Origin of the sequence: Streptomyces sp. NPDC058289 (genome assembly GCF_042880975.1) — a bacterium.
Taxonomy (GTDB): domain Bacteria; phylum Actinomycetota; class Actinomycetes; order Streptomycetales; family Streptomycetaceae; genus Streptomyces; species Streptomyces stoeckheimensis.
This window is the reverse complement of the sequence record NZ_JBHVYI010000006.1, coordinates 16,344-30,859: the sequence shown is the minus strand read 5'-3', so window position 1 is coordinate 30,859 and position 14,516 is coordinate 16,344. Positions and strand designations below refer to the sequence as shown.

The following is a 14,516-nucleotide window of genomic DNA, read 5'->3' as shown; positions in this document are numbered from 1 at the left end:
GCGCAAGGGCCAGTGAACAGCCTCATTCTTCACCTTCATTGACGCCCGGGGTCATCCCCTGTGGAGCAAGCGCTTTCTGTTTCTCGGTCGAGAGCCGCGCACTGTCATGCCTGTATGCAGGCGACCACGGAGAAGGAACGAGACCCCCCATGAATCCGAGATCCTCCCTGTCCTTACTTGCCTGCGCCGCCTTGGCGGTCGGCGCGTTCGTGGCGCTGCCCGGTGGCACGGCCGCAGCCGCCCCCGTCCGCTACGAGGCCGAGAGCTCGCCCGCGTTCTGCACCGGCACCATCGACTCCGACTGGGCCGGCTACTCCGGCAGCGGTTTCTGCAACGGGACCAACGCGGTCGGTGCCTACGCTCAGTTCACGGTCAACGCCCCCACCTCGGGTACGGCGACGCTGAAGGTCCGCTTCGCCAACGGGACCACCACCGCAAGGCCGGCGGCCGTCACGGTGAACGGCTCGGCGGCCGCATCGGCAGCGTTCGAGAGCACCGGCACCTGGGCGACATGGGCGACGAACACGCTCGCGGTGCCCCTTGTGCCGGGCAGCAACACCATCCGGCTCAGCCCCACCGCCTCTGCCGGCCTGCCCAACATCGACTCCCTCGACGTCGAGGCGGACGACAGCACCCCGCCACCGACGGGCACCGCGCTGTACGTGGCGCCGAACGGCAGCGACAGTGCAGCCGGGACGCAATCGGCCCCGACGACGCTCACCTCGGCGATCAGTCGCGTGCCAGCCGGTGGAACGATCTATCTGCGCGGCGGGACGTACCGCTACTCCCAGACGATCACCATCCCGCAGGGCAGGAACGGGACGTCGAGTGCCCGCACGCAGCTGTCCGCCTACCCGGGCGAGCAGCCGGTGCTGAACTTCTCGGCCATGACCGAGGACCCGGCGAACCGAGGGCTCGCCGTGAACGGGTCGTACTGGCACGTCAAGGGCATCGTCGTCGAACGCGCCGGCGACAACGGGATCTTCGTCGGCGGCAGCAACAACGTCTTCGAGCGCACGGTGACGCGCTTCAACCGGGACACCGGGCTGCAGCTCTCGCGGATGGCCTCCACCACCCCGCGCGACCAGTGGCCCTCCAACAACCTCGTTCTGAGCGCGGAGTCGCACGACAACGCCGATTCCGACGGTGAGGACGCCGACGGCTTCGCGGCGAAGCTGACCGTCGGTCCCGGGAACGTCTTCCGTTACGCCGTGTCCCACAACAACATCGACGACGGCTGGGACCTCTACACCAAGACCGACACCGGCCCCATCGGTCCGGTCACCATCGAGGATTCTCTCGCCTACGGCAACGGCACCCTCTCCGACGGCACCGTGAACTCCAACGGTGACCGCAACGGCTACAAGTTGGGCGGAGAGGACATCAAGGTCGACCACGTCGTCCGGCGCAGCATCGCCTACCGCAACGGCAATCACGGGTTCACCTACAACAGCAACCCCGGCACCATGTCGGTGTCGGACAACGTCAGCATCGACAACGCCCAGCGCAACTACTCGTTCGACGACGGCACCTCTGTGTTCCGCAACAACGTCTCGTGCCGCAGCGGCAGCGGAACGAACGACAGGACCATCGGCGACGCCGACAGCTCGAACCAGTTCTGGTCCGGCTCCAACGGATCCCGGTGCTCCTCCCGTGCCGGTGCCCTGGGCTGGTCCTTCGCCGCCGACGGCCGGCTCGCCGTCACTTTCGGCGGCGCGCCGGCATCTCCCTAGCTCATCGCGTCACAGGCCCGGGTGGGCGGTGGTGGGGGGCTGACCGGACATGCGAATCGTTGTAGGCTCCGCAGACCGCCCTTGACCTGCGTGAAGCAGGCAGGGAGCAGACATATCGGGAGTTTTGCATGCTTCGCACCATGTTCAAGTCCAAGATCCATCGGGCCACCGTCACCCAGGCCGACCTGCACTACGTCGGGTCCGTGACCATCGACGCCGATCTCCTCGACGCGGCGGACCTGCTGCCCGGCGAGCTCGTGCACATCGTGGACATCACCAACGGGGCGCGGCTGGAGACGTACGTCATCAAGGGCGAGCGCGGCTCGGGGGTCATCGGGATCAACGGGGCTGCCGCGCACCTCGTGCACCCCGGTGACCTGGTCATCCTCATCAGCTACGGGCAGATGGAAGACGCCGAGGCGCGCGCGTTCGAGCCGCGCGTCGTCCACGTCGACGGCGACAACCGCATCATCGAGCTGGGTGCGGATCCTTCCGCCCCGGTTCCGGGAACGGACCAGGAGCGCAGCCCCCACGCGGTGGCTGTCTGAGGGGAGTCGGGACGATGTCGCAGACCGGGTCGAGCGAAGCGATCAAGCTCGTGGACGACCGCGCGGCCGGGCGGCTGCTGGCCGTCGAGGACGGGGCGGTGGTGGGCTACATCGCCTACTTCGTGCTCGCCGAGGCCCCCCACGCCCTCGTGGCGGTCCACACCGTCGTCGAGCCGGGGCACGAGGGCCGCGGGATCGCCGGGAACCTGGTGAGGACCTTCTACGGGATCGCGGCCGACGAGGGCGTACCCGTCGTCCCACTCTGCCCGTATGCCGCCGGCTGGGCCGCCAAACACCCCGAGCAGGCGCCCGAGGCGCCGGCCGGGGTGGTGGCCGCGGCCAAGGCGCAGCTCGACTCGGACTCCGACCTGTGGTGACGCCGTCCGTGCCGGGCCTGACCCTGCTGCACACCTCGCCCGTGCACGTGCCGGTCTTCGACGCCCTGCGCGACCGGCACCACTCGGGCGCCGTCCTGCGCCACCTGGTGGTGCCGGAGCTGCTGGAACGGGCCCGTGCGCTGGGGCCCGCGTCGCAGGCTCCGGCCGTGCGGGAGCTGCTGGCGGGCTCCGAGGGGCCCGTCCTGGTCACCTGCTCCTCGATCGGGGCCGTCGCCGAGGCGCTGGCCGGGGAGCTCGGAGTCCCGGTGCTGCGCGTCGACCGCCCGCTGGCGGCCGCCGCGGTCCGTACCGGGGCGCGGATCCTCGTACTGGCCACGGTGGAGTCGACGCTGGCCCCGACGGCGGAGCTGCTGGAGGAGGAGGCCGTGCGCGCGGGCCGGCCGGTGTCGGTCCGTACCCGGGTGGTCGACGGGGCCTGGGACCGCTTCGCGGCGGGCGACGAAGCCGGCTGCCTCCGGCTCGTGGCCGAGGCGGCTGACGCGGTCGCCGGCACCGACACGGATGTCATCGTCCTCGCCCAGGTATCCATGGCGGGCGCGCAGGCCCTGGTCACCACCGCCGTGCCGGTCCTGTCCAGCCCCGCGTCCGGCCTCGCGGCCGCTCTGGGGCAGTAGTCCGGCGGGCGCCGGAACCGGGACCGGGGGAGGCTGGAGGTATGACACAGCCTCCCGTCCCCGACCCGGTCCCGCTGCCGAATCCTTTCCCCGATCCGGCGCCGCTGCCCCGGCCCGAGCCGCCGACACCGGGTCCGGTGCCCGAACCCGACCCGGTTCCGCCGCCGCCCGGCCCCGCTCCGTCGCCCGCTCCGCAGCCGCTGAGCTGATGCGGAGCGGCTGACGCGGAGTCGCCGAGCTGACGCGCAGCCGCCGGGTCGACGCGGACGGCCGCGTCGGCCCGTACGGTTGCGTCAGGCCGTACGCGTCAGGCCGTACGGACTTCGGAGCGGTCTCCGCTCCACAGCGTGTGGTACGAGCCCTCGCGGTCGGTGCGCCGGTAGGTGTGCGCCCCGAAGAAGTCGCGCTGGCCCTGGGTCAGGGCCGCCGGGAGCCGCTCCGAGCGCAGGGCGTCGTAGTACGCCAGCGAGGCCGCGAAGGCCGGCACCGGGATGCCCTGGCGGACCGCCGCCACCAGCACCTCGCGCCAGTCCTCCTGCGCGGCGCCGATCTCGTCGGCGAAGCCGGCGTCCGCCAGCAGGCTCGGCAGCTCCGGCCGGGCGTCGTACGCGGCCCGGATCCGGTCCAGGAACGCGGCGCGGATGATGCAGCCGCCGCGCCACAGCGAGGCCACGGCGCCCGGGTCCACGCCCCAGCCGTACTCCTCGCTGCCGGCCTGGATCTGGTGGAAGCCCTGCGTGTAGGAGACGATCTTCGAGGCGTACAGGGCCTGCTCCACCCGGGCCGCGAAGGCGTCCGCCGCCGCGGCGGACAGCGGCGCGGCCTGCGGTCCCGCAAGACCTCGCGCGGCCGTACGCAGCTCGCCGTGGCCCGAAACCGCGCGGGCGAAGACCGCCTCGGCGATCCCGGACACCGGCACGCCCAGGTCCAGGGCGATCTGCACGGTCCAGCGGCCGGTGCCCTTCTGCTCGGCGGCGTCGGCGACCACGTCCACGAACGGCAGACCGGTCGCGGCGTCCGTGTGCGCGAGCACCTCGGCGGTGATCTCGATCAGGTACGAGTCCAGCCGGCCCTTGTTCCAGGCGCGGAAGGTCTCGGCGATCTTCGCGGGGGAGTAGCCGGCCACTTCGCGCAGCAGGTGGTAGGCCTCGGCGATCAGCTGCATGTCGGCGTACTCGATGCCGTTGTGCACCATCTTCACGAAGTGCCCGGCGCCGTCGGGGCCCACGTGCGAGGTGCAGGGCGTGCCGTCGGCGGCCTTGGCGGAGATCTTCTCCAGCAGCGGGCCGAGCGAGGCGTACGACTCCTCGGAACCACCGGGCATGATGCTGGGGCCGAGCAGCGCGCCCTCCTCGCCGCCCGAGATGCCGACGCCCACGAAGTGCAGGCCCTGCTCGCGCAGCTCCTTCTCGCGGCGGCGGGTGTCCTCGAAGTGGGCGTTCCCGCCGTCGATGATCACGTCGCCCGGCTCCAGCAGCGGCGCGAACTCGCGGATCACCGCGTCGGTCGGCTCGCCGGCCTTCACCATGATGATCAGACGGCGCGGGCGCTCCAGCGCGTCCACGAACTCCTTCGCGCTCCCGGCGGCCACGAAGGAGCCCTCGTGGCCGAACTCCTCCACGAGCGCCGTGGTCTTGGCGGTGGTGCGGTTGTGGACGGCGACGGTGAACCCGTTGCGGGCGAAGTTGCGGGCGAGGTTGCTGCCCATCACCGCGAGTCCGGTGACTCCGATCTGGGCCGTGCTGCTGGTCATGTGCGTGCGCTCCTGAGTGCGTCGACAGTGCATTCGATGTGCGGAGGAATGCAGGAACCCGACGCTACCCCGACGGAGATCCTTACCGGCGACCTACATTCGGCGGGAAATCAACTTCCGCTCGAATGCGTCGTGTTGTGCGCCTTGTCATGCTCCGGTCGTGGCGTTAGGTTGCGAGGCTCCTGATGTCTTCGATGGGGGCTCCCATGGGTGTACGGGGCCGGCACCGCCGGTATCAGCCGAGCAGCATCAACCGTGCCTCGCTCGTCGTCACCGCGGGCGGAGCCGGGATCGCGCTGCCCCTGATCGGAGCGGGAGCGGCGCACGCCGCCTCGGTGGACACCTGGAACAAGGTCGCCGCCTGCGAATCCACGAGCAACTGGCACATCAACACCGGCAACGGCTACTACGGCGGACTCCAGTTCAGCCAGAGCACCTGGCGCGCCTTCGGCGGAACCGCGTACGCAGCTCGCGCCGATCTGGCCACCAAGGAACAGCAGATCGCCGTGGCCGAGAAGGTGCTGAAGGGTCAGGGGCCGCAAGCCTGGCCGGTCTGCGGGAAGCAGGCCGGACTCAGCCGCAGCGGCCCCGCGCCCGCTCTCGGCGCTCAGGGCAAGGCGACGGGTCCCGCGAAGGCGGCGGCTCCGAAGGCCGTGGCACCGGCCGCTCCCAAGGCGGCTCCGCAGGCCGCCCCCCAGGGCACGACGCCCCGCCCGACCGGGACTTCCGTCCTGCCCAACCCCTACGTCGTCGCCCCCGGCGACTCGCTGTCGGCGATCGCCACCGAGCAGCACGTCGAGGGCGGCTGGCAGTCCCTGTACGAGACCAACCGGGCCGTCGTGGGCGGCGATCCGGACCTGATCTTCCCCGGGCAGCGACTCACCCTGCGCGTGACCGCGGCACCGGCCGCGCCGCCCGCGCCGAACCCGGAGAAGCCGCCGCGCACGGCCGAACCCGTGAAGCCCGTGGCACCGGCGAAGCCCGCCGAGCAGGCCGGTAGGAAACCGGCCGAAAAACCTGCCGAGAAGCCCGCGGAAAAGCCCCAGGCCCCCTCAGGAGCCTTCAGCGCGCCGGTCGACGCGGGCCTGGGCACCGCCTACCACGTCGCGGGCTCGTCCTGGTCGAGCGGTTACCACACGGGCGTCGACTTCCCGGTGGCCACCGGCACCACCGTCAAGGCCGTCAGCAGCGGGCAGATCGTCTCAGCGGGCTGGGCCGGTGCGTACGGGTACCAGGTCGTCATCCGGCACGCCGACGGCCGGTACTCCCAGTACGCGCACCTCTCGGCGCTCTCGGTCAAAGCCGGCGCGGCGGTCACCGGCGGACAGCGGATCGGCCGTTCCGGCTCTACGGGCAACGTGACCGGGCCGCACCTGCACTTCGAGATGCGCACGGGACCCGGCTACGGCACCGACATCGACCCGCTGAAGTACCTGCGGGCCCACGGAGTGGCCATCTGAAACCGGGGCCGCGGCGGAAGCCGGGGTCTCGGCCACAGCCGGCGCCACAGCCGGCGCCGGTCCCGACGGGACGGGCACCCGCCCGTCCCGGGGCGCGAGGGTGAGCAGGACGAGCCCGGTCGCCGCCGCGGCCGCGCTCACCAGCGCCGCGGCGACGCCGACCGCCCCGTAGCGGAAGCCCTCGTCGAACAGCGCGATGCCGACCGCCGCCGCGACCACCGGGTTGGCCACCGTCACGGTGGCCAGCGGGGCGGTCAGCCCGGCGCCGCGGTAGGCCGCCTGCGACAGCAGCAGTCCGGTGGTGGCCAGCGCGGCGATCGCGGTCAGCTCCGGCCACAGGGTGACCAGCGCGTCCGGGGCGAAGCTCTCCGCCACAGCCTTCGTGAACACCGACGCCATCCCGAAGGCGGCCCCGGCCGCCGTGGCCAGCAGCACGCTGTGCGCGGTGACCCGCCGCACCCGGCGAGCGGCCAGGAACAGCACGGACACCAGGGCCCCGGTCGCCGCCAGGAGCATGCTCTGCTCCCCGCCCGACAGGGACTGCTCGGGCCGCCCGCCCCCGCCCGTCAGGGCCAGCAGCCCGGCCAGCCCGGCCGTGGCCAGGACGGCCCCGCGCCAGGCCGCGGCCCCCGCCCGACGCCGTACGAACACGGCCGCCATCGGGAGCGCGAAGACGATGGTGAGGGCCCCGAGCGGCTGCACCACGCTCAGCGGCCCGTACGCGAGCGCCACCACGTGCAGCAGGGCCCCGAGGCCGTTCAGCGCGATCGCGGCGTACCAGGCGGGCCGGCGCACCGGCGCGTAGGACCCGCCCGTCACACCGGACGCGACCCGCTCCTGGACGATCGCTCCGGCCGCATACGCCACGGCGGACACCAGGCACAGCAGGACCGAAAAGGCTAGGGCACTCATAAAAGTCACAATGCCCGAGTCGGGAGAGGTATTCCTCCCCCTAGAGGCGGGGACGGGTACGCCCTGGGGCGTACTCCGAACGCAGTAGCCGGGAGCGGGGGAGTGCGTTTGTCTTCCCGCGCGAGGGATCCGTACACTAGCCCTTTTGGGGACTTCCGCAGCCGGCGGACGCGGACGACTGATCAAGGAACGACAGCGGGTATGACGGTGACCGAAGACAGCCAGGAGCAGGGCCACGCCTTCGGGCCGGGTATCGACCCCGACCGCCTGGCCCTCTGCCTGAGCGTGCTCGACGAGCTCGACAAGATCGACGTCGACCACCCGGACGCGATCACCGTGCGCCGCGCCACCGCCGGTCTGTACCGGACGGTCAAGCAGCGCCGCCGTCAGGACCGCCGCGCCGCCAAGACGGCCAACGACAAGGCCGTCACCGAGGCGACCGCGACCGGCTCCGCCGAACGCATCGACGACGAGACCGAGGGCCTGCTGCCCTCCTCGGTCACGGAGGCCGGACGGATCGCCGGAATCCTCCAGCGACCTCGCTCCTGCTACGTCTGCAAGGCGCGCTACGTCGAGGTCGACTACTTCTACCACCAGCTCTGCCAGGACTGCGCCACCGTGAACCGGACCAAGCGGGAGGCCCGCGCCGACCTCACCGGCAAGCGCGCGCTGCTCACCGGCGGCCGCGCGAAGATCGGCATGTACATCGCGCTGCGGCTGCTGCGCGACGGCGCCCACACCACGATCACCACCCGCTTCCCCAAGGACGCCATCCGCCGCTTCAAGGCGATGGAGGACTCGGCGCACTGGATGCACCGCCTGGAGGTCGTGGGCATCGACCTGCGCGATCCGGCCCAGGCCGTGGAGCTCGCCGACCAGGTGGCCGCGGCCGGTCCGCTCGACATCCTGATCAACAACGCGACGCAGACCGTACGCCGCCTGCCGTCCGCCTACGCGGCGCTGGTCGAGGCGGAGGGCGCCCCGCTGCCGGCCGGCGAGCTTCCCGCCCACCACGTCATCGGCGCCTTCAACTCCGGCGCGGTCGACGGCCTGGCGGCCCTGCCCATCGGCGTGAGCGGGCTCGAGGCGCAGAAGGTCGCCGACCTGGCCCTGGTCGCGGGCAATGCCAGCCTGGAGCGGCACCTCGCCGGAACCGCCATCGACGCGGGCGGCCTGCTGCCCGATGTCGTCGACAGCAACACCTGGGTGCAGACCATCGACCAGATCTCCCCGGTGGAGCTGCTCGAGACCCAGCTGTGCAACTACACCTCGCCGTTCATCCTGATCAGCGCGCTCCGGCCTGCCATGGCCGAGGCGGCCCGGAAGTCGGACGGCGGGCGGGCGTACATCGTGAACGTATCCGCGATGGAGGGCGTCTTCAGCCGCGGCTACAAGGGTGCGGGACACCCGAACACCAACGCGGCCAAGGCCGCCATGAACATGGTGACGCGGACCAGCGGCCAGGAGATGTTCCAGACCGACCGGATCCTGATGACCTCGGTCGACACGGGCTGGATCACCGACGAGCGCCCGCACTTCGACAAGCTCCGCCTCGCCGAGGAGGGCTTCCACGCCCCCCTCGACCTGGTCGACGGCGCGGCCCGGGTCTACGACCCGATCGTCCGCGGCGAGCTCGGCGAGGACCTGTACGGCGTCTTCCTCAAGGACTACGCACCCGCCAACTGGTAGGCCGCACGTCTTCGCGGTCGCCCCGCGTCAACCGAGCGCCCCCGGTCCCTCTCCCAAGAGCGGCCGGGGGCGTTCCGCGTTCAGGCCGTGCGGCCGTAGGCCCCCGCCGCGACCAGTTCCAGCACCGGGCGCCAGTCCTCCAGCACGCCCGCGTCCGGGCCTGCGGAGCGGCCCGCTTCGGCCGCGTGACCGAGGGACTCCGCGTCGGGGTCGGGCCCGGGGGCCGGTGCGCCGGGCCCGTGGAGCCGTAGGAGCCGGGCCACCCGCTCGCCCAGCAGGGGGCGGATCGTCTCCGCCGGGTGGTCGATCAGCAGCCCCGCGACCTGCAGTTCCTTGTCGAAGGGGTGCGAACGGCGCAGCAGCGCGGCGACCCGCAGGCCATGGCCGTCGCCGTGCCCGTTCCGCAGCAGGTCCATCAGTTCCCCGACGCTTCCGACGACCACCGGCACCTCGGACTTCGCCACTGTCGTTCCTTCCGTCGCCCGACCGTGTATCACCCGTATGGCGCCGTCGAGCAGATCAGCCGTATGCGACGCGCCGACGTGCAAGGTGATGAACTCGTGGCGAAAGCAAGCTGTCCGGAGTGGATTTTACTATTCCATCGAGCGGGGGTGCGCTCATATGTGTACTCTGATCGCCATGAGAGCCCCACACGGGCCCTCGCTCCACCAAGGCGCCACCGCGTCCGGAAACCTTCTCTTCCCGCACCGGCGCGCGGTTCGCCCGCCGGGTTACGCGACACAAAGGAGTGCGCGGTGACACCAGAACTGACGACCACAGACCAGGCGCCCAGGGAACGGACGGGGTCGCGGAGCAGCAAGCGCCCCGAGACGCTCGGCAACCTGGAGGTCTGGGCCCGGTCCGCTCCCATCCGCCTCGCCGGCTACGAGGACGACCTCGCGGAGCCGCACATCCTGCCCGGCATCGACTAGACGCGTACGGTGAGGTCCGCCCGTCGCCCCGGGGTGATTGCCCGGGACGGCGGGCGGCGGCGTGCGGTGGTCAGTGCTTCACCCTGAGACGCCCCTGAGGCTCCCCTGATATCGCGATGTCTCCCGGCTCCTGACGGACCGCCAGGGGTCGCCCGTGAGGTCCTCGACCACGCCCGACGGGGCCCGTAAGTTCCCGCGACCGGTACGCCGTGGGCGTCATCGCTGTGGGCGATCAAGGGTTCCGCGCACCACCGGTCCGGGGCAGGCTGACCTGCATGAAGCTACTGATGCTGGGTGGAACCGAATTCGTCGGGCGCGCGATCACCGAAGACGCCCTGGACCGCGGCTGGGACGTCACGGTCTTCCACCGCGGGCACCACGCGCCCCCGCCCGGCACCACGGCCGTGCACGGGGACCGCACCGCCCCCGGAGGCCTGGACGCCCTCGCCGAAGGGGAGTGGGACCTCGTCGTCGACACCTGGGGCGGCGCCCCCACCGCCGTGCGCGACAGCGCCCGCCTGCTGGCCGGCCGTGTCGGACGGTACGTGTACATATCCAGCCGGTCCGTGCACGCCTACCCCGCCCCCGCGTGCATGGGCGAGGACGGCCCGCTCGTCGACGGCTCGCCCGACGCGGACTCCGTCGCCTACGCCGAGGACAAGCGCGGCGCCGAGATCGCAGCCGTGGACGCCTTCGGCGACCGTGCCCTGTTGGTCCGCGCCGGGCTCATCCTCGGCCCGTACGAGAACGTGGGCCGGCTGCCCTGGTGGCTGAACCGCACGGCGCGCGGCGGCCCGCTGCCCGCCCCCGGGCCGAGTGACCTCCCGCTCCAGTACGTGGACGTGCGCGATCTCGCGCACTGGACCCTGGACGCCGCCGAGGCCGGGCACGGCGGCCCCTACAACCTGGTCTCCCCGACCGGCCACGCCACGATGGGCAGCTTCCTGGAAGCCTGCGCGAAGGTGACCGGCGGCGGCGTCGAGCTCCGCTGGACCGATCCGTCCCGGATCGAGGAGGCGGGCGTACAGCCCTGGACCGAACTGCCGGCCTGGGTGCCCGAGGGCGAGATGCACGACTACATGTACGGCGCGGACGTGACCAAGGCGCTCGCGGCGGGCCTGAAGTGCCGCCCGGTCGAGGAGACCGTCGCCGACACCTGGGCCTGGCTCCAGGAGCTCGGTGGGGTCGCCCCGCAGCGCCCCGACCGGCCCTCCCCGGGCATGAGCGCGGAACAGGAGGCGGCGCTCCTGGGCCCCTGACCGGCCCACGCCCCGGACGAGCGCAACGGCAAGACAACCGCCCGGGCAACGACCCCTCCCCCTCGCCCCGTTGTCCCGGCGCCCCGGGGTGATCCGGGGCAGGGGAACAAGGCCTGGCGCGCCGGTTTCTAGCGGCCGTCACGGCCGGTGTGCTCCAGCCGTGTCGGGGGCAGGTATTCCCGCACGAAGGTGCGGTGCCACCACGCACCCGTCTCGCGCAGCTCCCGCCACGTGGTGAACCGGTAGCGGTACAGCCGCGCCCGGACGTAGCGCGGCGGCTCGTCCGGGAAGGGGTTGTGGCGGAGCAGCTTCAGGGTGTCCCGGTCGCCCGACAGCAGCCGCTCCACGAACGGCCCGAACCAGTCGCGGGCGTAGCCGGGGGAGAGCGCCGCGAACCACATGAGCCAGTCGAGGCGCAGGTGGTACGGGGCGAACTGGCGCGGGATCCGGCGGACGTCACCCGGCTTGCCCCTGAATCCGTACTCCCGCCACGCGCCGTCCTCCCGGGGCTGCCGGTCCGCGGTGCCCTCCACCACCACCTCCTCGCGGATCCGGCCCACCGTGCCGAACGCCCCGTAGGTGTTGACCAGGTGGAGGGGGTCGAAGGACCGGTTCATGACCTGGCCGCGCGAGACCATGTTGGCCGCCGGATGCCGGCTCAGCACGAGCACCAGCGCGGTGAGCGCGCACACCAGCACCACGTACCAGAGCGGCCCCTGCCGGGAGGCGGCCGGCGGCGGGCCGTCCGCGAGTGCGCTGAAGTCGAAGGCGGGCAGGGCCGCCGTGATCGTGATCCAGTTCAGCCAGGCGAAGTTCCCCGAGACCACCAGCCACAGCTGGGTCGCCACGATGATCCCGGCGGCGTACGAGGCCACCGGCTGCGGGGTGAACAGCAGGACGGGCACGACCAGTTGGGTCACGTGGTTGGCGGCGCACTCCACCCGGTGCAGCGGCTTCGGCAGATGGTGGAAGAACCAGCTCAGCGGGCCGGGCATCGGCTGCGTCTCGTGATGGAAGTACAGGCAGGTGAGCCGCCGCCAGCAGGGGTCGCCCCGCATCTTGATGAGCCCCGCGCCGAACTCCACCCGGAAGACCACCCAGCGCAGCAGCCACAGCACCAGCACCGGCGGCCCGGCCCGCGCGTTGCCGAGGAAGACGGCCAGGAAGCCGACCTCCAACAGCAGGGACTCCCAGCCGAAGGAGTACCAGGTCTGCCCGACGTTCACGATCGACAGGTACAGCAGCCACAGCAGCGCCCACATCGCCATCGCCGCGCCCAGCGGCACCGCGTCCCCCGCCCCCGCGGCGAGCGCCGCCGCCAGGGCCGCTCCCGTCCAGGCGCAGGAGGCGAAGAACCGGTCGGAATAGTGCAGGTGGAACAGGCTCGGGGCGCGCCGGAAGGGCACGTACCGCAGGTGGCGCGGCACGGGCAGCATGCCGTGCGCCCCGATCAGTGCCCGGAACTGCAGGGCGGCCCCGGCGAAGGCGACGAGGTAGACACCGGCCAGGGCCCGCTGGAAGATCAGCCGTCCCAGCCAGTATCCGGGCGCCGTGAACCAGTCCATCCCCTCCAGTATCGGGCCGGCCGGGCGCCCGTGGCGAGCCGCCGCACGTACCGCCCGAGCCGCCGGGCGTAGGCCTGCTGGAGGAGGGGTACGACCGGGCCCGCCAGGCGGGTGTACCAGCTTGCCGGGCGGCTGAAGGCGGTCACCTCGAACCACACCGAGCCGTCGGCCTCCATGTCCACCACGAAGGACTCCTCGCCGCACTCGGGATGTCCGCTCAGCGTCCCGTACGCGAAACCGGTCCGCCGGGGCCCGTACGCGGTCCAGATCACCTCGCACGGGGCGTCGATCCGCGCCGGGCCGATCCCGATCCCGACCACGACCCGGTCGCCGGGCCGGACGGGGAGCGCTCCGGCCGCGACGAGCATCCCCGAGGCGCGGTGCGCGCGGAAGGTGGTGACGGCGGCCCCGGCGGCGTCCAGCGCCGCCTGCCCGTGCCCGATCCGGGTGCGGTGGTGGGTGAAGTTGTACCCGGCTGGCAGCGGCCGCCGGGCCGTGGCGCCCCGGTCGGGGTAGTTGAAGGTGCTGCGGGCTTCGCTGATCAGGCGGGTCATGCCGGGATCTCCGTTCGGTGGGGCAGGGCGGCGGGTGCCGGCGCAGGTGCGGGCGGAGCGACCGATGTGGTCAGGCGGCGCCAGGCCAGAAGTGAGCAGAGGCCGAAGCCGAGGGCGTTGCCGAGGCCGTGGGTCGCGGCCATCCAGGTCAGGGTGGGGTGCACGATCCCGGTGGCCTCGCCGAGCGCCCACCACAGGGCGAGCAGCATGGTGGCCACCAGAACGACCGCCGAGCACGCGAGCAGCGCACCGGTGATCCGGTCCCGGCCGCGGGCCCCGGGGCGGACCTCCCGCCAGGTCAGCAGGGCCACCGCCCACATGCCGCCGGTCAGCGTCACCGCGCCCACCAGCTCGGCCCAGTCGTCGATGAAGTAGCCGAGGAGCACGAGCGCGGTCCCGGCCGGGACGCTGTACGCCGCCCAGCGCGCGAGGGCTCCGGCGGGGGAGGCCCGGCACACCAGACCGGCGACCAGGGCCGCGGTGAAACCGGCGAAGTGGAAGTGCGGCACGGTCAGGGCCAGGACGTCGAGGTCGAAGCCGAAGAGCCGGTGTCCGGCGCGTTCGGCGACCAGGGCGGTCCCGGCGACCGAGGGCGCCACCAGTGCGGTGAGCACGGCCACCTCGGCGGGGCCGGGACCCCGCCCGGCCGCACCGGTTCGGGTCAGGCTCCGCGCCGACCGGGCCGACGCCCGTACCGCCGGAACCGCGGCCCGTACCGCCCGTACCGCGGCCCGTACCGCCGGAACCGCGCCCCGTACCGCCAGGGCCAGCGTGGCCGCCGCGTAGACCGTCGCGAGCACCGTGGCCGGGGCTCCGCGGGGCAGCCACAGGCAGACCGCGCCGGGGGCCGCGAACAGCGGCCAGAGCCGGGCCGTCCGCCCGAACCGGACCGGATCGATCAGGCGCAGGCCGGCCGGGACGACGTAGAGCATGCCCAAGGTGACGATCAGATTCACCAGTACGGTCACCGCGGATCCCCCTCCGGGAACGAACGCCTTGAACGCGTTCAACTCACAGTCGTGAGCCTAGACGCTCTCTTGAACATGTTCAAGAGAGCGTCGGGGGCGCGATCTCCGGTTGCGGGCACCCCGTACATACG

At 72.3% G+C, this 14,516-nt stretch carries 13 protein-coding genes and 1 pseudogene; 8 read left to right on the top strand and 6 right to left on the bottom strand.

Translation table 11 applies throughout. The features are described 5' to 3' along the window. The first annotated feature begins 149 nt into the window (after positions 1-149). The 4 genes from ACFVX6_RS04355 to ACFVX6_RS04340 all read left to right on the top strand — a co-directional run bounded on the left by ACFVX6_RS04355 (position 150) and on the right by ACFVX6_RS04340 (position 3,293). Complete coding sequence (locus ACFVX6_RS04355) at positions 150-1,733, top strand: carbohydrate-binding protein (protein WP_389687803.1); 1,584 nt, start codon at positions 150-152, stop codon at positions 1,731-1,733. A gap of 128 nt (positions 1,734-1,861) precedes the next feature. Further along, a complete protein-coding gene (gene panD, locus ACFVX6_RS04350; protein ID WP_389687801.1) occupies positions 1,862-2,281 on the top strand; it encodes an aspartate 1-decarboxylase in 420 nt (139 codons plus the stop codon). Between the two features lie 14 nt (positions 2,282-2,295). After that, positions 2,296-2,658 carry a GNAT family N-acetyltransferase gene (locus tag ACFVX6_RS04345; RefSeq protein ID WP_389687799.1) on the top strand — a complete coding sequence of 121 codons (363 nt, stop codon included), beginning with the start codon at positions 2,296-2,298 and terminating at the stop codon, positions 2,656-2,658. A gap of 8 nt (positions 2,659-2,666) precedes the next feature. Further along, the gene (locus tag ACFVX6_RS04340; RefSeq protein ID WP_389687797.1) at positions 2,667-3,293 is read left to right on the top strand and encodes an aspartate/glutamate racemase family protein; all 627 of its coding nucleotides are present in this window, start codon (positions 2,667-2,669) and stop codon (positions 3,291-3,293) included. Positions 3,294-3,600: 307 nt separating this feature from the next. On the opposite strand, the gene gndA is transcribed toward ACFVX6_RS04340, so the two are convergent. Then, positions 3,601-5,046, bottom strand: coding sequence for an NADP-dependent phosphogluconate dehydrogenase (gene gndA / locus ACFVX6_RS04335; RefSeq protein WP_389687795.1), 1,446 nt, complete (start codon positions 5,044-5,046; stop codon positions 3,601-3,603). Positions 5,047-5,252: 206 nt separating this feature from the next. On the opposite strand from gndA, the gene ACFVX6_RS04330 reads away from it, so the two are divergent. Further along, a complete protein-coding gene (locus ACFVX6_RS04330; protein WP_389687790.1) occupies positions 5,253-6,506 on the top strand; it encodes a transglycosylase family protein in 1,254 nt (417 codons plus the stop codon). Positions 6,507-6,644: 138 nt separating this feature from the next. Here the strand turns inward: ACFVX6_RS04330 and ACFVX6_RS04325 are convergent. Continuing rightward, a pseudogene (locus tag ACFVX6_RS04325) lies at positions 6,645-7,418 on the bottom strand (DMT family transporter); the annotation flags it as partial. 201 nt (positions 7,419-7,619) lie between these two features. Between ACFVX6_RS04325 and ACFVX6_RS04320 the strand changes: the two are divergent. Continuing rightward, entirely contained in the window at positions 7,620-9,107 is a 1,488-nt protein-coding gene (locus ACFVX6_RS04320) for an SDR family NAD(P)-dependent oxidoreductase (protein WP_389687785.1), read from the top strand. Between the two features lie 80 nt (positions 9,108-9,187). Here ACFVX6_RS04320 and ACFVX6_RS04315 read toward each other — a convergent pair whose 3' ends face one another. Then, the gene (locus ACFVX6_RS04315; RefSeq protein ID WP_389688007.1) at positions 9,188-9,550 is read right to left on the bottom strand and encodes a hypothetical protein; all 363 of its coding nucleotides are present in this window, start codon (positions 9,548-9,550) and stop codon (positions 9,188-9,190) included. 312 nt (positions 9,551-9,862) lie between these two features. On the opposite strand from ACFVX6_RS04315, the gene ACFVX6_RS04310 reads away from it, so the two are divergent. After that, a complete protein-coding gene (locus ACFVX6_RS04310) occupies positions 9,863-10,039 on the top strand; it encodes a hypothetical protein (RefSeq protein ID WP_250741880.1) in 177 nt (58 codons plus the stop codon). A gap of 275 nt (positions 10,040-10,314) precedes the next feature. After that, positions 10,315-11,298 carry an NAD-dependent epimerase/dehydratase family protein gene (locus ACFVX6_RS04305; RefSeq protein WP_389687784.1) on the top strand — a complete coding sequence of 328 codons (984 nt, stop codon included), beginning with the start codon at positions 10,315-10,317 and terminating at the stop codon, positions 11,296-11,298. Between the two features lie 128 nt (positions 11,299-11,426). Here the strand turns inward: ACFVX6_RS04305 and ACFVX6_RS04300 are convergent, their stop codons facing one another. The 3 genes from ACFVX6_RS04300 to ACFVX6_RS04290 are packed head-to-tail and all read right to left on the bottom strand — an operon-like array spanning position 11,427 to position 14,385. Beyond that, positions 11,427-12,863 carry a lipase maturation factor family protein gene (locus ACFVX6_RS04300; protein ID WP_389687782.1) on the bottom strand — a complete coding sequence of 479 codons (1,437 nt, stop codon included), beginning with the start codon at positions 12,861-12,863 and terminating at the stop codon, positions 11,427-11,429. After that, entirely contained in the window at positions 12,821-13,417 is a 597-nt protein-coding gene (locus tag ACFVX6_RS04295; protein WP_389687780.1) for a DUF1990 family protein, read from the bottom strand. Before ACFVX6_RS04295 ends, ACFVX6_RS04300 begins: the two co-directional genes overlap by 43 nt. Continuing rightward, positions 13,414-14,385 carry a YndJ family protein gene (locus tag ACFVX6_RS04290; protein WP_389687778.1) on the bottom strand — a complete coding sequence of 324 codons (972 nt, stop codon included), beginning with the start codon at positions 14,383-14,385 and terminating at the stop codon, positions 13,414-13,416. The genes ACFVX6_RS04295 and ACFVX6_RS04290 overlap by 4 nt, the downstream gene beginning before the upstream one ends. Between the last annotated feature and the right edge of the window lie 131 nt (positions 14,386-14,516).